The organism is Burkholderia sp. Bp9140 (assembly GCF_003853425.1).
In the GTDB taxonomy this organism is placed as follows: domain Bacteria; phylum Pseudomonadota; class Gammaproteobacteria; order Burkholderiales; family Burkholderiaceae; genus Burkholderia.
The window spans coordinates 53,637-77,168 of sequence record NZ_QTPQ01000018.1; the positions used below are offsets into that span (position 1 = coordinate 53,637).

The following is a 23,532-nucleotide window of genomic DNA, read 5'->3' on the forward strand; positions in this document are numbered from 1 at the left end:
CTTTATGCGCGAAAACTCCGGGGCTGACGGACACGTAGTCGAGCCCGAATCGACCGTGCGCATGGAATATGACAAGCTGGCGGAGGCATCTGCCGCCCATTCAAACCCGTCCCAGGAGCCTCAATTGCAGACCCGCCACGGAGTCGACCTCATCCGCGCCCGCGCGCTGTTCGATCGCGAGCGCCGTGCCTTCACCGACGCCATGCCGGCCTCCCGCGCGTTGTCCACGGAAGCCGCCGAGCATTTGCTGTTCGGTGTGCCGCTGCACTGGATGCAGGACTGGTCGACCCCGTTCTCGCTGGTCGTGAAGGAAGCGCGCGGCGCGACCTTCACCGACGTCGACGGTCACCGCTACGCGGACTTCTGCCTCGGCGACACGGGCGCGATGTTCGGCCATGCGCCCGAACCGGTCGCGCGCGCGCTCGCCGAACAGGCGACGCGCGGCTACACGACGATGCTGCCGAGCGAGGACGCCGCGTGGGTGTCGCGCGAACTCGCGCGGCGCTTCAGGCTGCCGGTCTGGCAATTCGCACTGAGCGCGAGCGACGCGAACCGCTTCGTGCTGCGCTGGGCACGCGCGGCCACCGGCCGCAACACGATCGTCGTGTTCAACGGCTGCTATCACGGCACGGTCGACGACGTGTTCGTCGATCTCGTCGACGGCCGCCCGGTGCAGCGCGACAGCCTGCTCGGGCAAGCCTGCAACCTGCTCGCGAACACGCGCGTCGTCGAGTTCAACGATCTCGATGCGCTCGAAGCGGCGCTGAAGGAAGGCGACGTCGCGTGCGTGCTCGCCGAACCCGCGATGACGAATATCGGAATGGTGCTGCCCGAGCCGGGCTTCTGGGAGGCGGCGCGCGCACTGACGCGCCGCTACGGCACGCTGCTCGTGATCGACGAAACGCACACGATCAGCAGCGGCCCGGGCGGCTACGCGGCCGCGCACGGTCTCGAACCGGATGCGCTGGTGGTCGGCAAGCCGATCGCCGGCGGCGTGCCGTGCGCGGTGTACGGGTTCAGCGCCGAATTCGCGGAACGGGCGAAGCAGGCCAAGCTGAACGCGCCGCCCGGCCATTCCGGGATCGGCACGACGCTCACCGCGAACATGCTCGCGATGCATGCGATGCGTGCGACGCTCGCGGAAGTCGCGACCGACGCCGCGTATGCGCACATGTTCGGGCTGGCCGCGCGGCTCGCCACCGGGCTCGAACGGACGATCGCGAAACACGGTCTGCCGTGGTGCGTGACACGCATCGGCGCGCGCACCGAGTTCCAGTTCACGCCGACCCCGCCGCGCAACGGCACGATCGCGGGCGAGCAGCTCGACAGCGAGCTCGAGCACATCGTGCATCTGTACCTGCTGAATCGCGGCGTGCTGATCACGCCGTTCCACAACATGATGCTCGTCTGTCCGCAGACCACGGCCGACGACGTCGACACGCTCGTCGCGCAGTTCGACGCGTGCCTGGGCGAACTGGCGTGACGTGTCGACGCGCGGTGCGGCACGGCGCAGGCGAGCGCCGCACCGCCCGCTACGCGGCCTTCAGCGCGCGCCGCGCCACTTCCGCGAAATAGCGCGCGCCGACCGGCAGGATCTCGTCGTTGAAATCGTAGCCCGCGTTGTGCAGCGGCACCCCGCCGCGCCCGGCCGCTTCGCCGTTGCCGATGAACACGAAGTTGCCCGGCACCGCCTGCAGGAACGCGCCGAAGTCTTCCGAGATCATCATCGGCTGCACGCCGGCGTTCACCGCGTCGGCGCCCGCGACCTGCGCGGCGGCCTGCACGGCCGTGTCGACCCATTCCGGGGAATTCACCGTCGGCGCGAACTCGTGCGTGTACTCGAACGTGCAGGTCGCGCCGTGCGTGCGGCAGATCCCTTCGCTGATCTCGCGCATCCGCGTTTCCAGCAGCGCCTGCACGTCGCGCGCATAGCTGCGCGTGTCGCCCTTGATCGTCACCGTCGACGGAATCACGTTGCGCAGCCCGTCGGTGATGAACTCCGTGCACGAGATCACGGCCTGCTGGCCCGGATCGAGATTGCGCGACACGATCGTCTGCAGCGCGAGCACGATCTGCGAACCGATCACGATCGGATCGATGCCCATGTGCGGGCGCGCCGCATGCGTGCCGCGCCCGTCGATCCGGATCACGAAGTTGTCCTCGCTCGCCATGATGCCGCCCGCGCGCGTCGAGAACGTGCCGGCGCGCATGCCCGGCATGTTGTGCGCGCCGAAGATCGCGTCGACCGGAAAGCGCTCGAACAGGCCGTCGGCCATCATCGCCTTCGCGCCGCGGCCATGCTCCTCGGCCGGCTGGAAGATGAAGCGCACCGTGCCGTCGAAGTCCTTGCGCTCGGCGAGCAGCTGCGCGGCGCCGAGCACCATCGACATGTGACCGTCGTGCCCGCACGCGTGCATCTTGCCCGGCGTGCGCGACGCATGCTCGCGGCCCGGCGCGTGCTCGACGATGTTCAGCGCGTCCATGTCCGCGCGGATGCCGATCGCGCGCTTGCCGGTGCCGGCCGTCAGGTTCGCGACGAGGCCGGTGCCGCCGATCCCGCGATGCACGTCGAGCCCGAGCGTCGTCAGGATGCGCGCGACGTAGTCCGACGTGTTCACTTCCTCGAAACCCGTCTCCGGGTGCTGGTGCAGATGCCGGCGCCAGGTCTTCAGCCGCCCCTGCAGCGTGCTTTCTTCCGTCGCGTCGATTGTGTCCATCGTGCCTGCCTCGTCGGTCGTCATGTCGTTCGGTCCGCTCAGGCCATCGCGGCCGCGCGGTTCAGCCAGTCGCGCTGGCGCGCCAGCACCGCATCGGCCGTGTCGCCGACGCAGCGCCGGTAGACGGACGGCGCGGTCGCGCCTTCCGTGTTGATCGCCAGCACGCGCGAATGCGCATCGAGCCCGGCCTCACGCGCCAGCGCCGGGTCGCGCATCAGCGCGGTCAGCCCCGCGATGCCCGCCGCGCCCGATTCGCCGGACACGAACGGCACGTCGCGTTCGCTGCCGGCAGCGAGCGCGCGCATCGCCTGCACCGCTTCGTCGTCGTCGATCAGCATGAAGTGGTCGATGCACGGCTCGAGGAAATCCCATGCGAGTGGCGACGCCTCGCCGCACGCGAGCCCGGCCATCACCGAGTCGACGCTGCCGGTCGCCTTCGCCGCGCGCCCGGCGAGCGCGCTCTGGTACAGGCAGTCGGCCTGGCGCGGCTCGACGACGATGAAATGCGGCCGCTGCGCGCCAGCATGCTCCCAAAGATAGCTCGCGATGCCGGCCGCGAGACCGCCGACGCCGCCCTGCAGGAACACGTGCGTGAACGGCCGGCCGTCGGCACCCGCCGGCTGCTGCGCGAGCACTTCGGCCGCGATCACGCCGTAGCCCTGCATCACGTCGCGCGGAATCGCTTCATAGCCGTCGTACGATGTATCCGACACCACGTGCCAGCCGTTCGCGTCCGCAAGCTGCGCGGCATGGACGACCGATTCGTCGTAGTTGCCGGCGATCCGCACGATCCGTGCGCCGTGCGCGGCGATCGCGTGCTCGCGCTCCGCGTCGACGTGCGCGTGCAGCACGATCACGCAGCGGCAGCCGATCGCGCGCGCGGCCGCGGCCAGTGCGCGGCCGTGATTGCCGTCGGTCGCGCTGATCACCGTGAGATCGGCCAGCGACGCCGCGTAACGGCCCGTGACGAGCCCCTGCGGATCGAGCGCCTCGTTGCGCCGCAGCCGCTTCACGAGCCGCATCAGCGCGATCGGCGCGCCGAGCGCCTTGAAGCTGCCGAGCGGCGAGCGGCACGCCTCGTCCTTCACGCTGACGCTCGCGACGCCGAGCCGCGCGGCCAGGCCGGGCAGCGCGCGCAGCGGCGTGTGCGCGGCGCCGACGAGCGGCCAGTGCGACAGCCACGCGCCGTTCTCGTCGGCCGCGGCGATGTTCATGACGCGGTGCAGGGCGTCGGGATAGTCGGTGCGCGACGCGCGGGGATTGGCGATCAGCATGGCGGGAAGACTCCGGATAAGGGCCGCGCGGGCGGCCCGTCGATGGATGCGGTGCGTGCGCATACGGGTTGCGCTCGCCGTCGGTCCGAAAAATAATATTGCACATGCCGGGCAACAAAATCGCCAAATCGGCGGCCCGGACGCAAAAATTTCTCATTCTTTCGAGGTTGCCACGCCATCATGCCCACCCCACTCGATGCGTTCGATCGCAAGCTGCTGATGGAAGTCCAGCGCGACGCGAACACGCCGCAGAACGAACTCGGCGCCCGCGTGAACCTGTCGACCGCCGCCGTGAACCGCCGCCTGCGGCGGCTCGCGGAAGACGGCGTGATCGAGCGCTATACGGCCGTCGTCGCGCCGGAGAAGGTCGATCATCCGCTGACGATCGTCGTGAACGTCGAGGTCGAGAGCGAGCAGATCGACCAGCTCGACGCGATGAAGCGGACTTTCGAGCGCTGCCCGCAGATCCAGCAGTGCTACTACGTGACCGGGGAATGGGATTTCGTGCTGATCCTCGCCGTGCGCAACATGGATCAGTACAACGCGCTCACGCGCGAGCTGTTCTTCGCGAACAACAACGTGAAGCGGTTCAAGACGCTGGTGAGCATGAGCCGCGTGAAGGTCGGGCTCGAGGTGCCGGTGGATCCCGACGCGTGACGTCAGCGCCCGTCGGCGGCCAATGACCCGAAAAACGTCGCGACCTTCGCCTTGCTCGTCTTCTGCAGGCGCGACATGAGCCCGTGATCGACGTGCCGCAGCCCGTAGGTCTCGCCGATGTCGCGCTGCAACCGGCACCACAGATGGCTCGCGATCTCCGCGTCGACCATCGCCCGGTGAGCGCGGCCCGCCTGCGGCAGGCGCAGCATGTCCGCGAGGCTCGACAGGCGGTGACTTCGCGCATGCGGGTAGATGCGCCGCGCGACGAGCAGCGTGCAGGCAAACGCATGCTCGGCCGCCATGCCGAGCATCCCGAGCTCCGCCTGCCAGAACCGCTTGTCGAAACCGGCGTTGTGCGCGACGACGGGATGGCTGCCGACAAACGCGGCGGCTTCCTTCATGACCTTCGACACCGGCGGCGCCGATGCAATCATCTCGTTGGTGATCCCGGTGAGCGCGACGACGTCGGACGGAATGCGGCGCCCCGCGTTCATGAGGCTCTGGTAACGGTCGACGATCTCGCCGTCGCGCAGAAGGATCACGGCGATCTCGGTCGCCCTGTCCCCCATGTTCGGAGAAAGCCCGGTTGTTTCGAAGTCGAGTACCGCTACGGTTTGCATGGTCGAATCAGAGGAAGGATACCTGGCGAGGCGCGTCGGTCAGGACGCGTCACACCGACGAGAAAGCGCCATAGTATCCCCGGATGCGGCGTCCGGCGGCAAACGCCATCGTCATGCACGGCTCATCGACGTTTCCGTGCGGACAGGCCAGCACGCTCGCCACATCCGCCGCGAGCAACGGCGAATGTACCGATGCGTCTGCACATCGGTACATTCACACGCCCTCCCGGTCAGCGGCAACTGAAGCTCGCCGCCGAGTTCACGTCGCCCGATCCGTTGTAGCGCGCGACCTGCGGATACGGGCACAGCGGACGCGTGCGTGCCGCCCCCCACGACGCCGGCACGTCGGCATTCGGCACCGCGTTCGTCGTGTCGCGCGCGGCCGCGACGATCGCCGTGGGCGCCTGCCCCTGCTCGACCCACGCGACGAGCGGCGTCAGCATGTCGAACTGGTCGGCCGCCGGCCCGCCCGAGCAATGGTTCATGCCCGGCACCGGATAGAAGCGCGCGAAGCCCGACGCGTCGCCGCCGTTCGCCTGCGCGAGCCGGCCGTACCAGTCGCTCGTGTCGTTGAACGAGAACACCGGGTCGCCGGTGCCGTGATAGACGAGCAGCTTCGCGCCGCGCGACTTCAGCGCGGACAGGTTGGTCTCGTCGGGCGGCGTCATGAACGACCACGCGGATTGCGTGTACACGCCGCTCGTCGCGAAGATCGCCAGCGCGTCGTTGTCCATGTCGAAGCCGAACGCGAAGCCGGCGAGGTTCGCGAGCGTCGCGGCGGTCTTGGGCGGCGTCATGAACACGAACGCCAGCGCGGCCGGGTCGAGCGTGACCGAGTTCGACTGCTTCCACGCGGCCCAGCCGCCGGCGGCCATGCCGGGATCGTACGGGAAGCTCGCATAGAGCGCCGTGCCCGCGCTGTTGCGCGCGCCCGCGAACACGTTCTCGAGCGCGCTCTTCTGCGCGGTGGTCAGGCAGGCGCCGGTGCGCGTGTCGTTCGCGCAGGTCGGGACGTCCGCTTCGACACTGAAGTGCGCCTGGCACGCGGCGACGTCCTGCACCATCCCGTCGGTCGTGCCGTCGAGCGCATCGCACTTGTCGAGAATCCTCGCGCCGACGTACCGGCGCTCCGCGTCGGTGAAGCCGCTGCGGATGTCCGGCAGCCCGTTCGTCCCGGTCGCCGACGCGATCTTCGCGAACTGCTGCGCGCCGTATATCTCGCCGATCGCCGCCTTCGGCAGGTGGAAGCCCGGATCGCCCGCGATGATCCCGTCATAGTCGCCCGCGTTGCGCACGGCCGTGACCATTGCGTGACGGCCGCCGTTCGAGCAGCCGCCGAAATAGCTGCGATCCGGCGCCTTCCCGTACGCGAGCCGGATCACCTGCTTCGCCATCGGCGTGAGCGCGTCGACGGCACCGTAGCCGTAGTCGAGCCGCGCCTGCGGATCGAGGCCGAACAGCGGATTCTGCGCGGCGCTGTGCCCGGAATCCGAGCTGATCACCGCGAAGCCCATGTTCAGCGCGTCGGTCAACGGCCCGCCGCCGCCGATTTCGCCGGTCGCGGTCAACACGTTGCCGTCGAACCCGCCGTTCGCCTGGTAGAAGAAGCGGCCGTTCCACGCCTTCGGCAAGCGCATCTCGAAGCCGATCGCGTAGGTCTTGCCGTCCACCGCGCTCACGCGCTCGTTCATCTTCCCTTCGATCACGCAGTGTTCGGCGATCGGCTTGCCGGCCACCGTCAGCGCGCCGGCGGCCGCGGTCGTCACCGACGTGAACGACGTGTTCGCATACGCGAGCTTCGCGGCGAGCGCGTCGCAGGCCTGCGTCATCGCGGCCGGCGTCGCGGCGCTCATATGCGTCGGCGCGGCGCTGACCGAATCGTCGCCGCCGCAGCCGGCGAGCATGGCCGCCGCGGACAGCGGCGCGATACAGAGGAATGCAGATTTCCTGTTCAAGATATCTCCCGTTCGTCAGGCTGCCGGATCAGAACATGTGCCGCACGCCGACCATCGCGCCGAGCTGCCCCATCCCCGCGCCGGGCGTCGTGCCGGCACCGCCGCCGCTGACCGCGTAGCGCGCATGCGCGCTGTTCCACAGATACGACGATTGCGCGTAGACGGCCGTGCGCTTGGTCAGCAGATAGGTCGCGCGCAGCGTGGCCATCGTCGCGCGCGTGTCGTGCGCGCTGTTGACGATCCGGTAGCCTTCGCCGTCGACGACGAAATCGGACTTCACCGCATACGACGCGCCGACGAAGAACAGGTCCGAATGCGCACCGGCCGCGGCCGGCGAACCGGTCGACACGCGCCGCCCGATCCAGCCCGCGCCGATCCGCGCGCCGGCCGCCTGCGCATAGGCGCTCACGTGCGTGCGCGCGTCCTTGCCGCCGCTGCTCGTGAACGGGACCGGCGCGACGCCGTCGAAGAAGTTCGCGGCCGCGCCGGTGCCGCCGCGCTGCTCCTCGTACGACGCCGCCGCGCCAAAATACGCGCTGTCGTACTTGAGCATCACCGACCAGTTGCGGCACTGCACCGCATCGCCCGGCACCTGCCCCGCACACGTGCCCTGCCCCGGCGAGTTGCCGGTGCCCGCGCCGTCGCGGCCGAACGAATACGCGGCGCCGAGCGTCACGCCGCGATACGAACCGACGTAGGTCACCGCGTTGTCGGCTCGGCCGTTCGGCACGTACGCGTCGAACGAGCCGAGCCCGTAGATGTCGGGGCCGATGATGTCCGCGCCCTGCAGCGCGAGATAGGTCATCGTGTACTGCCGGCCGAACGCGAGCGTGCCGAACCCGCTCTTCAGTCCGACGAACGCCTGCCGCCCGAACAGCCGGCCGCCCTGCCCGAGATCGCCGCCGCGCACGTTGAAACCGCTTTCGAGCGTGAATACCGCCTGGTAGCCGCCACCGAGATCCTCGGTGCCGCGCAGGCCCCAGCGCGACGGCAGTTCGCCCGTCACGCCCGGCATGCGCACCACGTGATCGCCGGCCGCGTTCGCGTGCGACACGAACTCGACGCCCGTGTCGATGATCCCGTACAGCGTCACGCTCGACTGCGCGTGCGCGCCCGGCGCGGCGAGCGCGCAGCATGCGCCGGCGGCCAGCAGGCCGTTCCTTGTCTTCGTTTTCATGTCGTCTCCAGACCTGGGTGAATCGCGCGCTCTGACGGCGCGCATTAAAGAAACGAAGCGTCAGTCGCCGGCTTGCGGGCGGCGAATCAGCACCAGCGCGGCGACGGCCGCGACGAGCGTGACGGGGATGCTCGCGCCGATCACGACCGGCGCGCTGCGACCGGCGGCCAGCAGCGTCGCGGCCGCGAGCGGCCCGACGACGGAACCGAGCCGGCCGACGGCCACTGCCGTGCCGACGCCGGTGCCGCGCATCGCGGTCGGGTAGTAGATCGCCGCGAGCGCATACAGCACCGACTGCCCGCCGACCACGAACATCCCGGCCGCGAACGCGGCCGCCGCGAGCGACGCGAACCCGGGCGCGGCCGCGAGCGCGGCGAGCGACAGCACGATCCCGACATACATGCCGCCGACCACGCGCGACGCGCGCATCCGGTCGAGCGCCGCGCCGATGCCGAGCGCGCCGAGCCCCGCGCCGACGTTGAACGCGATCTGCACGAGGCCGACGTGCCCGCGGTCGAGCCCGCGCGCGGCCATCAGCGACGGCAGCCAGTTCAGCAGGAAGTAGAGGACGATCAGCGTGCAGAAGTAGCTGACCCACAGCGCGATCGTCGACGTCGTGCGGCCGTCGCCAAACAGCGTGTGCGTGACGCTCGTGCGCGCGGCCGGCGTGCCGGCGACGTCGAGATACGCGCGCGATTCCGGCAGGAACCATACGAGCAGCGGGACGAGCAGCAGCGGCCCGGCGCCGCCGACGTAGAAGATGTGCCGCCATTCGGTATCGCCGGCGAGCAGCACGCCGATCAACGACGCGATCACGCCACCGAACGGAATGCCGCAATACATCGTGGCCACCGCGCTGCTGCGCGAGCGCGGCTCGACCGCTTCGGACGACAGCGCGATCAGGTTCGGCATCGCACCGCCGAGGCCGATGCCGGTCAGCACGCGCACGACGACCAGCATCGCGAAGCTCGATACCTGCGCGGTGGCGATCGACAGCAGTCCGAACAGCACGACCGATGCGATCAGCACGCGCTTGCGCCCGATCCGGTCGGCGAGCCGACCGCCGAGCATCGCGCCCGGCAGCAGCCCGAAGGTGCCCGCGCTGAACGCGATGCCCATCTGCGACACGCTCAGCCCGAATTCGCGCGCCATGCGCGGCGCGGCGACGCCGACCGACTGCAGGTCGAGCCCTTCGAGAAGGGCGATCGCGAAACACAGCGCGAGCGTGGTCGCGACCGTGGGTTTTTCGGCAACGTAAGTGTTCATCTTGTCTCCAGTCCCATGTCTTGTCGTCGGTCGACCATGCAATGGCCGCCGCGCGCCGACGCCGGCCAGTGGCGGATCGGCGCGCGAGGTGTCGCATGAACGGCCGCCCTTATCAGGCAGCCTGATTCACTGGCCGCAAGAACGCCTGCCGGTGTCGTGGCCGGCCGGTCGTTGTTCCTGCTTGTTCCTGCTTGTTCCTGCTTATGCCTGCTTATGCCTGCTGGTGTTGCCTACGCGTAAATCACATCGGGATCGCGCCGCGCCGGGTCGTACAGCGCGTCGATCGTCGCCGCGCGATGCTGCTGCACGGCCGCCTGGTTCAGCGACCCCTTGTCGGTCACTTCGCCGAGATCGAGCGACGGCGGCGTGTCGATCAGCCGGATCCGCGCGACGAACGTCGAACCGCCGCTCGCGTTCCGGTTCAGCGCGGCAAGCCACACCGCGAACGCCGCGCGCACGGCCGGCGCGCGCAGCACGTCGGTCACGGACGCGTCGGCGGCGAGCCCCGCGAGCGCGCGGCATGCATCGACGCGCGGAAACACCAGCAGCCCGATGTCGTCGCGATTGATCCCGGTGACGACCACGTCCTGCACGTACGGCGCGCCGCTCGACACCGCGTTCGCGCGCAACGGCCCGACGCTGACGAAGGTGCCGCTGCTCAGCTTGAAGTCCTCGGTCAGCCGCCCGTCGAAGAGCAGCCCGAGCTCCGGCCGCTGCGGATCGGCGAAGACGCCCGCGTCGCCGCTGCGGTAATACCCTTCGTCGTCGAACACGTCGCGCGGATCGGCGTCCGCGTGCCAGTAGCCGCGCATCACGTTCGGCCCCTTGAAACGCAGTTCGAGCTTGCCGCCGCACGGCGCGAGCTTCGCGTCGCAGCCGGGCGCGGGCAGCCCGATATAGCCGGCGCGCATCAGCGGCCCCGTCGTGAACAGGCACGACGGCGACGCCTCCGTCATCCCAAGGCCCGCCATGATCCGGATCCGCTCGCCGCAATGCGCGTGGGTCACACGGTCGAGCCGGTCCCACGCGGCCTGCGACAGCCCCGCGCCGCCGAAGAAATACAGCTTCACGCGCGAGAAGAACGTGTCGCGCAGCACGGCATCGCGTTCGAGCGCGGCGGTCAGCTCCTCCCAGCCCTTCGGCACGTTGAAGTAGATCGTCGGCGCGATCTCGCGCAGGTTGCGCACGGTTTCGTCGAAGCGGCCCGGCACCGGGCGGCCGTCGTCGATGTACAGCGTGCCGCCGTTGTACAGCGCGATGCCGAGGTTGTGACTGCCGCCGAACGTGTGATTCCACGGCAGCCAGTCGACCAGCACCGGCGGTTCGCGCGTCAGTTCCGGCATCGTCTGGCACAGCATCTGCTGGTTGCTGCACAGCATCCGGTGCGTGGTCGGCACGGCCTTCGGCTGTTTCGTCGAGCCGGACGTGAACAGGATCTTCGCGAGATGATCGGGGCCGACCGCCGCGTGGATCGCGTCGATCGTGCGCGGCACGGTGGCGAGCAAGCGCGACAGCGGCACCGCGGGGCCCTTTCCGTCGGCATCGAGATCGTCGTCGCGTGCGACGATCAGCGCCGCATCGGCCGGCAACGTGGCGTCGAGCGCACGCGCGAACGGCGCGCGTTCGGCGACGAACACCGCGCCCGGCTTCAGCACGCCGAGCGTGTGGCGCAGCTTGCCGTAATCGGTCGACACCAGCGAATACGCGGGCGAGATCGGTGCGTACGGCACGCCGGTCAGCATCGCCGCGAACATCAGCTGCAGATGCTCGAGATCGTTGCCGGACAGCACCGCGAGCGGACGCTCGACCGACAGCCCGAGATCGACGAGGCCCTGGCCGAGCGCGCGGGCGCGTTCGAGCATCCGCGCGTAGGTGATCTCGATCCAGCGGCCGTCGGCGCCGCGTCGCGCGGCCAGCACGCGGTCGGGGTGCGCTTGCGCGCCGCGTACGAGGCAGTCGGTCAGGCGCGTCGGGTAGTCGCCGAGCGGTTCGCGCGAACGCAGGTACCACGCGCCGTTCTCCGCGCGGCGGATCTCGGCCGCGCCCACCGCGACGGCCGCCGCGCGATAACGCACGCCGCCCGTGTCGTTCGTCGGCCCGCTGGCGGGCTTCGATGCATTCATCGTTGCCTCGCTCATATCGGGTAGTGACGCGGCGTGGTCTGCACGGTGATCCAGCGCAGCTCGGTGAATTCGGCGATCGACGCGCGGCTGCCGAAGCGGCCGTAGCCGCTCGCCTTCGTGCCGCCGAACGGCATCTGCGCCTCGTCGTGCACGGTCGGCCCGTTGATGTGGCAGATTCCCGATTCGATCCGGCGCGCGACCGTCATCGCCCGCGCGATGTCGCGGCCGAACACGCTCGCCGACAGCCCGAACTCGCTGTCGTTCGCGAGCGAGACCGCTTCGTCGTCGCTGTCCGCGCGCAGGATCGCGACGACCGGCGCGAACGATTCCTCGCGGTAGAGCCGCATGTCGCGCGTGACGCCGTCGACGATCGCGGGCTGCATCGTCGCGCCCTCGACCCGGCAGCCGAGCGGCAGCCGCGCGCCCTGCGCACGCGCGTCCTCGACGAGCGACGCGGCACGCGCGGCGGCGGCCGCATCGACCATCGTGCCGAGCGGATGGCCGGCCAGCGGATCGCCGGCGACCAGCGTGCGCGTCTTCGCGGTCAGCCGTTCGACCAGCGCGTCGGCGATCGGCCGCGCGGCGATCACGCGCTCGGTCGACATGCAGATCTGCCCCTGGTTGAAGAACGCGCCGAATGCGATCGCGTCGACGGCCGCGTCGAGATCCGCATCGTCGAGCACGAGCACCGGCGCCTTGCCGCCGAGTTCGAGCAGCACGGGTTTCAGGTGGGTGGCCGCGTGGCGCGCGATGATGCGCCCGACGTGCGTCGACCCGGTGAAGTTGATCCGCTTCACGTGCGGATGCGCGATCATCCGCTCGACGAGTTCGGGGGCATCGGCCGCCGCGTGCGTGATCACGTTGACGACGCCCGCGCCGAGCCCGGCTTCGTCGAGCACCGCGCCGATCAGCGCGTGCACGCCCGGGCATGCTTCGGACGCCTTCAGCACGACCGTGTTGCCGCATGCGAGCGGCATCGCCAGCGCGCGCGTGCCGAGGATCACCGGCGCATTCCACGGCGCGATGCCGAGCACGACGCCGCACGGCACGCGCAGCGCGAGCGCGAGATTGCCGGGCACGTCGGACGGGATCACGTCGCCGTCGATCTGCGTCGTCATCGACGCGGCCTCGCGCAGCATGTTCGCCGCGAGCGTCACGTTGAAGCCGAGCCAGCCGGGCGTCGCGCCGGTTTCGGCGACGCCCGTCGCGATGATCTCGTCGATACGCGCGTCCATCAGGTCGGCCGCCTTCAGCAGCCGGCGGCGCCGCTCGGTCGGCGCGAGCGCCGACCACGCGGGGAACGCGCGATGCGCGGCGTCGATCGCCGCGTCAGCGTCGGCCGGGCCGGCCGCCGGCGCGCGCGACGCAAGCGCGCCCGTTGCGGGGTTGAATCGGTCGAAGGTGCGTCCGTCGCGGGCGGTGCACCATTCGCCGGCGATCAGCATCCGTCTGTCGGTCATGTCGTCTCCTGCCTTGCCTGTCTGTCGGGGTTGCGTCGGCGCTTGTATCAGCGCTTGTATGCCTGCAGGCCCGGCTTGATCGCCTTGTCGTCGAGGAACTGCTTCAGCCCCTGCTCGCGGCCGCGCTCCGGATCGCGCAGCTGCGCCTGGTCGAGCTTCGCATACAGGTAATCCTCGCACTGCTCCCACGTGAGTTCGCGCGAACGCTTGAAGCCGTGTTTCGCGGCGCGCAGCACGACCGGGTTCTTGTCCATCAGCCGCGCGGCGAGCGCGATCGTCGCGTCGCGCAGGCCGGCCAGCGGCACGCTGCTGTTCACGAGGCCCATTTCCGCCGCTTCGACGCCGGTGAACGTGTCGCCGGTCATGATGTAGTGCAGTGCGCGGCGATGCCCGACCGTGTCCGCCATCGCCTTGCTGACGAGGTTGCCCGGCGGGATGCCCCAGTTGATCTCCGACAGCCCGAACACCGCTTCGTCCGCCGCGATCGCGAGGTCGCACGCGACGAGCGGCGAGAACCCGCCACCGAAGCACCAGCCGTTCACCATCGCGATCGTCGGCTTGTTGTACATCCGCAGGCGGCGCCACTGCCATTCCGATGCGTCGCGGCGCACCTTTTCCTGCAGCGCGTCGGAGCCGCCGTCGATCTCGCGGAAATATTCCTTCAGATCCATGCCGGCCGTCCACGCGGCGCCCGCGCCGGTCAGCACCAGCACCTTCGCCTCGTCGTCGAACTCGACCGCGTCGAGGACCTGCAGCATCTCCCGGTTCAACGTCGGGCTCATTGCGTTGCGCTTCTCGGGACGGTTCAGCGTCACCCACGCGATGCCGGCCTCCACGTTCACTTCAACGGTCTGCCAGCGATTGTCGTACTTGCTCATGTCTGTTCCTGTCGTTCGTTCCTGTGCGATTCGGTGCGCAGCATTCCTGCTGCGGACGGCTTCATTTAATATCAGGCTACCTGATATTGCAAGCGGCACGAGCGCCGGTGTAAACCCGGAGCACGAAGTGGAGGAAACGAACGAAGCAGGGAACGGTCCGGCGACCGGCAACGCGAACGCGGGCCGCACGGGCCCGCGCAGGGAAGGTTCGGGAAGGGATCAGCCGCGCAGGTTGCGCGAGAACAGTTCGAGCGCGTGCTGCACGTGCGCGGCGTCGTCGGCGGAGATGTCGCCGAGCATTCGAGTCTCGAGCGGGCGCAGCACGGCTTCACATTCGCGCAGCATCGCCGCGCCTTCGTCGGTCAGCGTCAGCAGGATGATGCGGCCGTGCGAAGGGTCCGCTTCGCGCGTGACGAAACCGCGGGCGGCCATCACGCTCATCACCTCGTTCGCCGATTGCGGCGTGATCCACGAGCGCTCGGCCAGTTGCGCATTCGACGACGCGCCGCGCGCCTCGAGCACCGACAGCGCCGTGTATTGCGCGAGCGTGATGCCGAGCGGTGCGAGCGCGTCGGTCATGTGCCGGCGCAGCAGCCTGTCGAGACCGCCGATCACGTAGGTCAGGCGCTGCTGCACGCGCGCCTTCGGCTTGTCGCCCGTCGCGCGGGCGGCGTTCTTCGCGGCGGTTTTCGGATTCGCGGGCTTGGTCGGGGTGGAGCTCATGGTGCGGGCGGGATGGCGTTGCGGGCCATCTTACCAGCAGGTCGGGGGGCAAATGGGGCGTTCCAGGCAATCGGACAGCCGCTGCGCGTGCACGCACGGGCGGCCATCTGCGGGCCTGACCGCGAAGGCCGCCGCGTCGGCGGCATCCCATGGACGGGATCCAGTACGCGGTCAGCCGCGCGGCGTACCCGCGAACCGCGCGGTCGGCAGCCCCGCATGGCGCGTCCGCGCGACGAACACGCCGCCGGCATGCGCGTCGCCCGCCAGCGCGTCGTCGCCGAGCCCGACGCGTGCGCTCGTCACATACAGCCGGCCTTCGCCGTCGAGCGCCACGCAGCTCGGCTGCGCGGTCGGCACCGCCACGCGGTCCGTCTCGACCCCGTCCGGCCCGTAGCGCACCACCCGCCGGCCGCCCCACTGCGCGTTCCATAGCCCGCCGTCGCGATCCATCGTCGAGCCGTCCGGGTCGCCGTCCGCGTCGGTGAGCCGCGCGAACGGCCGGACGTTGGCGACGTCGCCGCCCGCGCGGTAATCGCAGACGAGAATCTCGCGCACCATCGAATCGCAGAAAGTCATCTTCGTGCCGTCCGGCGAGAACGCGATGCTGTTCGCGATCGCCGCCGCCGGCAGCGCAAGCCGTTCGAGCGTGAGATCGGGATTGAGCCGATAGAACCCGCCGACCGCGCGCGGCGGGTCGCCGCCTTCGTCCTTCATCCCGAACACGAACGCGCCGAACGGATCGCAGCGGCCGTCGTTCAGCCGCGTCGGCAGGTCGGGCTCGACGTCGACGATGCGCGTGAACGCGCCGCTGCGCAGGTCGAAGAACGCGAGATGCGTCGCGAGCCCGACGAGCAGCACGTCCGGCTCGTGCGTCAGCGCGAAGCATGCGAGCCGTTCGGGCATCGGCCACTGCGCGACGTCGGAGCCGTCCGCGCGGCAGCGCCACAGCCGCGCGCCTTCGATGTCCGTCCAGTACAGCGCGTGTGTCGAGTCGCACCACGTCGCGCCTTCGCCGAGCGTGTTGCGGCTGTCTGCCAGCAGCGCCGCCACCGCGCCCGGATGAGTCTGTTGCATGCCGTCTCCCGATATCTGTCGCATTCGCAGGCGGCTACGCGTTCGTCAGGGTCAGATCTTCATCGCGCGCCGCTGGTTGCGACGATACTGGTCGAACAGCACCGCGAGCAACAGAATTCCGCCGCGTATCAGATATTGGTAAAAGGTCGGCACGTTCAAGAGGCTCATCGCGTCCTGCACGGAGCCCATGATCAGCACGCCGACCAGCACGCCGGAGATCGTCGCGACGCCGCCCGTCAGCGACACGCCGCCGAGCACGCACGCGGAGATCACGCCGAGCTCGAGGCCGACGGACGTCTTCGGGTCGCCGAGGCTCATCCGCGACGCGAGCATCACGCCGGCGAAGCCGGTCACGAGCCCCTGCAGCACGAACACCGCGATCTTGATGCGCATCACCGGCAGCCCCGCGAGCAGCGCGGCCTCGCCGTTGCCGCCGACCGCCAGCACGTTCTTGCCGAACACCGTCTTGCGCAGCAGGAAGCCGAACACGACGAAGCCGACGATGTTGCTCCAGATCGGATACGAGATGCCGAGGAATGCGCCGGAGCCGAGCTCGAAGAAGCGTTCCTCGGAGATCATCACCGCGTCGCCATTCGACGTGATGAACGCGAGCCCGCGCACGACTTCCATCATCGCGAGCGTGACGATCAGCGAATTGATCCGCCAGCGCGCGATCAGCACGCCGTTCACGAGCCCGACCGCGCCGCCCGCGAGAATGCCGGCCACCGTGCCGAACAGCACGCTGTGCGTCGCGGTGATCAGCGTCGACGCGACGACGCCCGAGAACGCGACGATCGACGCGACCGACAGGTCGACCTCGCCGAGCGCGAGCACGAACATCATCGTCACCGCGATCGAGCCGATCAGCGTGACCGACAGCAGCAGGCCCTGGATGTTGCGCGGCGTGAGGAAGTCCGGCACGGTCAGCGACAGCGTCGCGAACAGCACGAGAAACACCATCACGATGCCGGAGCGGTTGATCAGTTGCCACATGCCGCCGCGCGCTCGCGCGGGCACGGCTGCCGTGGCATCGGGGGACGGGGAACTACGTTGGGGTTGCATTGCCTGGCTCATAACGTTTGCATTCCGGTTGACTGCAGGCCGCTCAGCGCGGCAGCGCGAGCTTGATCAGCGCGTCGGGCGTCGCCTGCGCCTTCACGATCTCGCCCGCGATCCGTCCTTCCTTCATCACGATGATGCGGTCCGACACGCCGATCACCTCGGCCAGATCGCTCGACACGATGATCACCGTGCGGCCCGCTTCCGCGAGTTCGTAGAACAGGTTGTAGATTTCCGCGCGCGCGCCGACGTCGATGCCGCGCGTCGGCTCGTCCATCAGGAACACGTCGATGCGCTCGGCCAGCCAGCGCGCGAGCACGACCTTCTGCTGGTTGCCGCCCGACAGCGCGCCGATCGGCGTGTCGCCGTCGCGGGTCTTGATCGCGAGCCGCTCGATGTATTTCTGCGCGAGTTCGCGTTCGCGCCGCGCGTCGAGCAGCATGCGCGCCGGGCTGAAGTGGCGGCGCGCGCTGATGTTCAGGTTGTCGGCCACCGACGCGATCGCGACGATGCCTTCCTGCTTGCGGTCCTCGGGGCACAGGGCGATGCCGGCGCGCACCGCATGGCGCGGGCTCGCGAACGCGACGCGCTTGCCGCCCAGCTCGACGTGCCCGCCGCTCGGGCGTGCCGCGCCGTACAGCAGCTTCATCAGCTCCGAGCGGCCCGCGCCGACGAGCCCGAAGAAGCCGACGATCTCGCCGCGCCGCGCGGCGAACGACACCGGCTCGGACAGGCCGGGCCCGGTCAGCCCCTTCGCCTCGATCATGACGTCGCCGGCCGTGCGCGGCCGGTAGCCGTACACGTCCTCGATCGAGCGGCCGACCATGCAGCCGATCAGCCGGTCGCGATCGAGGTCGGCGACCGATTCGAACGTCTCGATCCGGCGGCCGTCGCGGAACACCGTCACGCGATCGCACAGCGCGTCGACTTCCTCCATCCGGTGCGTGACGTAGATGATCGCGCGGCCCTCCGCGCGCAGCGACCGGATGATCCGGAACAGCTGCGTCGTCTCGCGCGCGGACAGCGAACTGGTCGGTTCGTCGAACGCGATCACGCGTGCGTCGCGCATCAGCGCCTTGCCGATCTCGATCATCTGGCGCTGGCCGATCGACAGATACTTCACCGGGATGTCCGGATCGATGTGCTCGCCGAGCCGCTCCAGCGCATCGAGCGCACGCACCGCGAGCGCGCGCTCGTCGACCACGCCGAGCCGGCTCGGCAGCTGGCCGAGCATCAGGTTCTCCGCGACCGTCAGCTCGGGCACCAGATGCAGCTCCTGGTAGATGATCGCGATGCCGGCCTCGAGCGCGGCGCGCGTCGACGCGAAGCGCTGCACCGTGCCGTTCAGCATCAGCGTGCCGGCCTGCGGCTGGTTCACGCCGGACAGCACCTTCAGCAGCGTCGACTTGCCCGCGCCGTTCTCGCCCATCAGCCCGTGCACTTCGCCCGCGCGCACCGACAGCGACACGCCATCGAGCGCGCGCACGCCCGGGAACGTCACCGTGATCCCGTCGAGCGCGAGCAGCGCGCCGCCGGGCGGCGGCGCAGCGGCACCGGCCGTCGCCGCGTCGCCGTTGCCGGGCACGGCCGTCATCGTCTGCATCGTCATTGCGTCTGCGCCCCGCACGCTCAGATGCCGAGCTCGGCGCGCACGGCCTGCCAGTTCGCGCGCGTCATCAGCTTGCCGCTCGTCTGCGTGTCGGCCGGCGGCGCCTTGCCGTTGCGGATCCATTCGACGAGGTTCTGCGTGCTGTCCTTGCCGTGGTTCGTCGAGCTGACCGCGATCGTCCCGTAGAAGCCGGTCGGCTCCTTCTTCTGGAATTCGGCGAACGCCTCGCCCGCGCCGTTGATGCCGACGCCGATCACGTCCGCGGCCGGGATGTGCAGCTGTTCGGTCGCGCGCACCGCGCCAAGCACGCTTTCCTCGTTCAGCGCATAGACCACCCATTTCTTGATGTTCGGATGGCGCGCGAGCACCGGCGCCGCCGCGCTGAAACCGCCTTCGTCGTCGGTCGTCTTCTGCGGCGCGTCGAAGATGTTCTCCTTGCGGAAGCCGTTCGCGAGCAGCGCCTGCGTCGCGCCGTCGGTGCGCAGCTTCGCGGTCGGCAGCTCGTAGTTGGTGATGCGCAGCGCGCCGACTTCTTCCGGCTTCCAGCCGCGCCGCTTCATCTCGTCGGCGATCGCCTGGCCCACCTGGTTGCCGATCTTGGTCGCCGACATCCCGAGGTGCGGCACGTTCGACAGCGGCTTGCCAGTCGAGTCGACCAGCTGGTCGTCAACCGTCACGAACTTCATGTTGTAGCGCTTCGCGCGCGACGCGATCGCCGGGCCGAGGCGCACGTCGGGCGCGCAGATCACGAAGCCCTGCGCGCCTTGCGAGCCGAGGTTGTCGATCGCGGCCAGCACCTTCTCGCCGTCCGGCGTGCCGATCTTCACGACCGAGAAGTTCTCCTTCTGGCCGAGCGCGGCGGCTGCGTTCTGCTCGTTGATGAACCATGCCTGCTCGGGCATCTTCACCAGGAAGCCGATCTTCAGCGGCGCGTCGGCGTGCGCGGCGCCCTGCATCCCGAGCGGCGCGAGGCAAAGCGCGGCCAACAGCGCGCGCAGGGTGTGTCGGCGAATCGTGCGGTTCATGCGTGTCTCCTTGTATTGGCTTGGGTCTTCAACATCCGTCGTGCGCGGTCGCGATCGCGATGGAGCGCGCCGGCACGTTTTCAGCGGCCGAACGCGTCGGTCCCGACGCGCCGCCCGAACAGGAACGCGTCGGCGACGAGCCGCAACGGCCGTACGTCGACGTCGCTTTCGCCGCGCGCGATCAGCGCGCGGAATTGCGCATACAGCGCAGGATACTCGCGCTCCGGCCCGATCTCGACCGGCGCGCCGTCGATCGACAACTGCGCGCCGCCGCGGCTGATCGCGAGCACGCCGTCCGACGTGTCGACCGCGATCTCCCATTGCTCGACGGGGCCGTGGCGCCAGTCGAATTCGGCATGCACGGGCACGCCCTCCGTATCGGCGCAATCGAGTTCGGCCGCGATCGGCATCTGCGCGTCGCTCGGCACATAGAGCGTCGCCTCGCGCAGCACGAGCTCGCGCGGCAGGATCCGCGTGACGATCGACAGCGCGTTGATGCCGGGATCGAACACGCCGAGCCCGCCGGGTTCCCAGATCCACTGCTGCCCCGGATGCCAGCGCCGCACGTCCTCCTTCCAGCGCACCTGCACCGCGCGGATCGTGCGCGTCGCGAGCCACGCGCGCGCCGGTTCCACCGCGCTCGCGCAGCGCGAATGCCAGGTCGCGAACAGCGTGAGGCCGCGTTCGCGCGCGAGCGCGTCCAGCGCGGCCACTTCGCCGAGCGTCGCGCCCGGCGGCTTCTCCAGCATCACGTGATTGCCGGCTTCGAGCGCGGCGCGTGCCTGTGCATAACGCACCTGCGGCGGCGCGCACAGCGACACCGCGTCGAGCTCGGGCTCGGCGGCCAGCAGCGCGCGCAGGTCCGGATAATTGCGCACGCCGCCGACTTCCGCGTGCCGGCTCGCGCAAGCGGTCAGCACGAAACCCGGTTCGGCGGCGATCGCCGGCAAATGCTGGTCGCGCGCGATCTTGCCGATCCCGATCACCGCCAGCGAAATCTCCTTGCTCATCTGCGTTCCTCCTTCGCTCAGTGCGCCCAGCGCAGCACGAGCGGATCGAGCCGGCGCGCGATCGCGAGCAGCTCCGCGCGCGTGTCCGGATGCAGTTCCGGCATCGGATGCCGCGGCCGCTCGCACGCGATCACGCCGCCTTCGCGCATCAGCGCCTTCGCGGTGAGGATCCCGGACTGGCGGTTCTCGTGATTGATCAGCGGCAGCCACGCCTGATAGCGCGCGAACGCATCGTCGTGCCGCCCGTCGCGGAACGCCTCGAGGATCGGCCGGATCCCGTCCGGAAACCCGCCGCCCGTCATCGCACCGGTCGCGCCCGCATGCAGGTCGGCGAGCAGCGTGATCGCCTCCTCGCCGTCCCACGGCCCTTCGATCGCATCGCCGCCGAGCCGGATCAGCTCGCGCAGCTTGTTCGCCGCACCCGGCGTCTCGATCTTGAAGTATGAGACCTGCTCGATCTCCCGCGCCATCCGCGCAAGGAACGGCGCGGACAGCGCGGTGCCGCTCGCGGGCGCGTCCTGGATCATGATCGGGATGGCGATCGCGTCCGACACGCGTGCAAAGAAATCGTAGATCCGCGCTTCGGGCACGCGAAAGGTCGCGCCATGATACGGCGGCATTGCCATCACCATCGCGGCGCCGAGCTGCTGCGCGCGCAGGCTGCGCGCCGCGCACACCTGCGTGCTGTAGTGCGACGTCGTGACGATCACCGGCACGCGGCCGGCGACGTGTTCGAGGATCGTGCGCGTGAGCACGTCGCGTTCGTCGTCGGTGATCGCGAATTGCTCGGAGAAGTTCGCGAGGATGCACAGCCCGTCGGAGCCCGCGTCGATCATGAAATCGACCGCACGCTTCTGGCTCGCGAGGTCGAGCTCGCCGGTTTCGGAAAACGTCGTCGGGACGACGGGGAAGATGCCGCGATAGCGCGGTGTGCTGCTCGATGTCATGGTTCGGTCCTGCGTCGGCCTCGAGGCGAGGCCATCAAGCGTTCACGGTTTCACATCACCACTTCGCGTGGCGCGGACCGTCGCCCGCGCCGCGCCTGCTGTTCAATGCGAATGGCTCGGCACGTCCGCGCCGCGCGTGCCGACCAGGAAGTCGAGGTCGCACCCCTCGTCGGCCTGCAGCACGTGATCGATATACAGCCGCGCGTAGCCGCCCTTGCCGAGCTGCCCGGCCACGCCCGGCGCCGCGGTCGGATCGACGTCCGACAAACGGCGCTGCAGTTCGTCGTCCGGAATATCCAGATGCAACGTGCCGGCCTCACAGTCGAGTTCGATCCAGTCGCCGTTGCGCACGGCGGCGAGCGGCCCGCCCGCGGCCGCTTCCGGCGCGACGTGCAGCACGACCGTGCCGTACGCGGTGCCGCTCATCCGCGCGTCCGAGATCCGCACCATGTCCTTCACGCCCTGGCGCAGCAGCTTCGGCGGCAGCCCCATGTTGCCAACCTCGGCCATCCCCGGATAACCGCGCGGCCCGCAGTTCTTCAGCACCAGCACCGAGCTGGCGTCGACGTCGAGCGCTTCGTCATTGATCGTCGCCTTGTAGTGGTCGAGGTTCTCGAACACCACCGCGCGGCCGCGATGCTTCAGCAGCTCGGGGCTCGCCGCCGACGGCTTCAGCACCGCGCCGCGCGGCGCGAGATTGCCGCGCAGGATGCAGATCCCGCCGTCCGCGATCAGCGGCCGGTCGAGCGGGCGGATCACCTCGTCGTCGTAGTTCGGCGCTTCGCGCACGTTGTCCCACAGCGACTTGCCGTTGACCGTCAGCGCGTCCGGGTTCGGCAGCAGCCCGCCTTCGCCGAGCCGGCGCAGCACGGCCGGCAGGCCGCCCGCGTAATAGAACTCCTCCATCAGGAAGCGCCCCGACGGCATCAGGTCGACGATCGTCGGCGTGTCGCGGCCGATGCGCATCCAGTCCTCGAGTTCGAGCGGCACGCCGATGCGGCCCGCGATCGCCTTCAGGTGGATCACCGCGTTGGTCGAGCCGCCGATCGCCGCGTTCGCGCGGATCGCGTTCTCGAACGCGGCGCGCGTCAGCACCTTCGACAGCACGAGCCCTTCGAGCGCCATCTCGACGATGCGGATGCCCGACATGTGCGCGAGCACGTAGCGGCGCGAGTCGACGGCCGGAATCGCCGCGTTGTGCGGCAGCGCGACGCCGAGCGCCTCGGCCATGCACGCCATCGTCGACGCGGTGCCCATCGTGTTGCAGGTGCCGGCCGAGCGCGACATGCCGGCTTCGGCCGACAGGAAGTGATGCAGGTCGATCTCGCCCGCCTTCAGCGATTCGTGCAGCTGCCACACGGCCGTGCCGGAACCGATGTTCCGGCCCTCGAGCTTGCCGTTCAGCATCGGCCCGCCCGACACGACGATCGCCGGCACGTCGCAGCTCGCCGCGCCCATCAGCAGCGCGGGGGTCGTCTTGTCGCAGCCGGCGAGCAGCACGACCGCATCGATCGGGTTGCCGCGGATCGCTTCCTCGACGTCCATCGACGCCAGGTTGCGCGTGAGCATCGCCGACGGCCGCAGGTTCGATTCGCCGTTCGAGAACACCGGGAACTCGACCGGGAAGCCGCCGGCTTCGGAGATCCCGCGCTTCACGTGCTCGGCGAGCTTGCGGAAGTGCGCATTGCACGGCGTCAGTTCGGACCACGTGTTGCAGATGCCGATGATCGGCCGACCGTCGAACTCGTGATCGGGAATGCCCTGGTTCTTCATCCAGCTCCGGTACATGAAGCCGTTCTTGTCGTTGGTGCCGAACCATTGGGTGGAGCGCAGCCTGGGTTTTGTTGCCGACATCGTCAGTCCTGTGGTGACGGGATACCGGCGCAGTCTAGGCAGAATTTTGATAACTGGCTAATGACGTTTTAGGCGATTACGATATCGATTCAGATATCGATATA

19 protein-coding genes are annotated in these 23,532 nt (G+C 69.4%); 2 read left to right on the top strand and 17 right to left on the bottom strand.

Annotated elements, in window-relative coordinates; translation table 11 throughout:
- The first annotated feature begins 124 nt into the window (after positions 1–124).
- Positions 125–1,483 (top strand): aspartate aminotransferase family protein, encoded by a 1,359-nt coding sequence (locus DIE21_RS16660; protein ID WP_124498726.1) that lies wholly within the window; start codon positions 125–127, stop codon positions 1,481–1,483.
- Between the two features lie 49 nt (positions 1,484–1,532).
- Here DIE21_RS16660 and DIE21_RS16665 read toward each other — a convergent pair whose 3' ends face one another.
- Together DIE21_RS16665 and DIE21_RS16670 are read right to left on the bottom strand one after the other, a co-directional pair.
- Positions 1,533–2,717, bottom strand: a complete 1,185-nt coding sequence (locus tag DIE21_RS16665; protein ID WP_124498791.1) for a M20 aminoacylase family protein — start codon at positions 2,715–2,717, stop codon at positions 1,533–1,535.
- 38 nt (positions 2,718–2,755) lie between these two features.
- Complete coding sequence (locus DIE21_RS16670; protein ID WP_124498727.1) at positions 2,756–3,991, bottom strand: diaminopropionate ammonia-lyase; 1,236 nt, start codon at positions 3,989–3,991, stop codon at positions 2,756–2,758.
- Positions 3,992–4,171: 180 nt separating this feature from the next.
- Here DIE21_RS16670 and DIE21_RS16675 point away from each other — a divergent pair, with 180 nt between their 5' ends.
- Complete coding sequence (locus DIE21_RS16675; protein WP_124498728.1) at positions 4,172–4,648, top strand: Lrp/AsnC family transcriptional regulator; 477 nt, start codon at positions 4,172–4,174, stop codon at positions 4,646–4,648.
- 2 nt (positions 4,649–4,650) lie between these two features.
- Here DIE21_RS16675 and DIE21_RS16680 read toward each other — a convergent pair whose 3' ends face one another.
- From DIE21_RS16680 to DIE21_RS16750, 15 genes are all read right to left on the bottom strand, one after another.
- Entirely contained in the window at positions 4,651–5,268 is a 618-nt protein-coding gene (locus tag DIE21_RS16680) for a PolC-type DNA polymerase III (RefSeq protein WP_124498729.1), read from the bottom strand.
- Positions 5,269–5,498: 230 nt separating this feature from the next.
- Positions 5,499–7,223 (bottom strand): tannase/feruloyl esterase family alpha/beta hydrolase, encoded by a 1,725-nt coding sequence (locus DIE21_RS16685; RefSeq protein WP_124498730.1) that lies wholly within the window; start codon positions 7,221–7,223, stop codon positions 5,499–5,501.
- A 28-nt stretch (positions 7,224–7,251) separates the two neighbouring features.
- Entirely contained in the window at positions 7,252–8,400 is a 1,149-nt protein-coding gene (locus DIE21_RS16690) for a porin (RefSeq protein WP_124498731.1), read from the bottom strand.
- Positions 8,401–8,460: 60 nt separating this feature from the next.
- The gene (gene mhpT, locus DIE21_RS16695) at positions 8,461–9,666 is read right to left on the bottom strand and encodes a 3-(3-hydroxy-phenyl)propionate transporter MhpT (RefSeq protein WP_124498732.1); all 1,206 of its coding nucleotides are present in this window, start codon (positions 9,664–9,666) and stop codon (positions 8,461–8,463) included.
- 230 nt (positions 9,667–9,896) lie between these two features.
- Positions 9,897–11,804 (bottom strand): feruloyl-CoA synthase, encoded by a 1,908-nt coding sequence (locus DIE21_RS16700; protein WP_124498733.1) that lies wholly within the window; start codon positions 11,802–11,804, stop codon positions 9,897–9,899.
- Positions 11,801–13,249, bottom strand: coding sequence for an aldehyde dehydrogenase (locus DIE21_RS16705; RefSeq protein ID WP_124498734.1), 1,449 nt, complete (start codon positions 13,247–13,249; stop codon positions 11,801–11,803). Before DIE21_RS16705 ends, DIE21_RS16700 begins: the two co-directional genes overlap by 4 nt.
- Positions 13,250–13,296: 47 nt before the next feature.
- On the bottom strand, positions 13,297–14,127 hold the full coding sequence (locus DIE21_RS16710; RefSeq protein ID WP_124498735.1) for a p-hydroxycinnamoyl CoA hydratase/lyase: 831 nt from the start codon (positions 14,125–14,127) through the stop codon (positions 13,297–13,299).
- Between the two features lie 219 nt (positions 14,128–14,346).
- Entirely contained in the window at positions 14,347–14,850 is a 504-nt protein-coding gene (locus tag DIE21_RS16715) for a MarR family winged helix-turn-helix transcriptional regulator (RefSeq protein WP_124498736.1), read from the bottom strand.
- Positions 14,851–15,021: 171 nt separating this feature from the next.
- Positions 15,022–15,924 (bottom strand): SMP-30/gluconolactonase/LRE family protein, encoded by a 903-nt coding sequence (locus DIE21_RS16720; protein WP_124498737.1) that lies wholly within the window; start codon positions 15,922–15,924, stop codon positions 15,022–15,024.
- A gap of 51 nt (positions 15,925–15,975) precedes the next feature.
- Positions 15,976–16,998 (bottom strand): L-arabinose ABC transporter permease AraH, encoded by a 1,023-nt coding sequence (gene araH / locus DIE21_RS16725; RefSeq protein WP_124498738.1) that lies wholly within the window; start codon positions 16,996–16,998, stop codon positions 15,976–15,978.
- A gap of 31 nt (positions 16,999–17,029) precedes the next feature.
- Positions 17,030–18,592: an L-arabinose ABC transporter ATP-binding protein AraG gene (araG, locus tag DIE21_RS16730; RefSeq protein ID WP_124498739.1), complete on the bottom strand. Its 1,563-nt coding sequence runs from the start codon at positions 18,590–18,592 to the stop codon at positions 17,030–17,032.
- Positions 18,593–18,612: 20 nt separating this feature from the next.
- The gene (locus tag DIE21_RS16735) at positions 18,613–19,617 is read right to left on the bottom strand and encodes an arabinose ABC transporter substrate-binding protein (RefSeq protein WP_124498740.1); all 1,005 of its coding nucleotides are present in this window, start codon (positions 19,615–19,617) and stop codon (positions 18,613–18,615) included.
- 80 nt (positions 19,618–19,697) lie between these two features.
- Positions 19,698–20,627, bottom strand: coding sequence for a Gfo/Idh/MocA family protein (locus DIE21_RS16740; RefSeq protein ID WP_124498741.1), 930 nt, complete (start codon positions 20,625–20,627; stop codon positions 19,698–19,700).
- A gap of 17 nt (positions 20,628–20,644) precedes the next feature.
- Complete coding sequence (locus DIE21_RS16745; RefSeq protein ID WP_124498742.1) at positions 20,645–21,574, bottom strand: dihydrodipicolinate synthase family protein; 930 nt, start codon at positions 21,572–21,574, stop codon at positions 20,645–20,647.
- A gap of 102 nt (positions 21,575–21,676) precedes the next feature.
- A complete protein-coding gene (locus DIE21_RS16750) occupies positions 21,677–23,428 on the bottom strand; it encodes an IlvD/Edd family dehydratase (protein WP_124498743.1) in 1,752 nt (583 codons plus the stop codon).
- Positions 23,429–23,532: the final 104 nt, after the last annotated feature.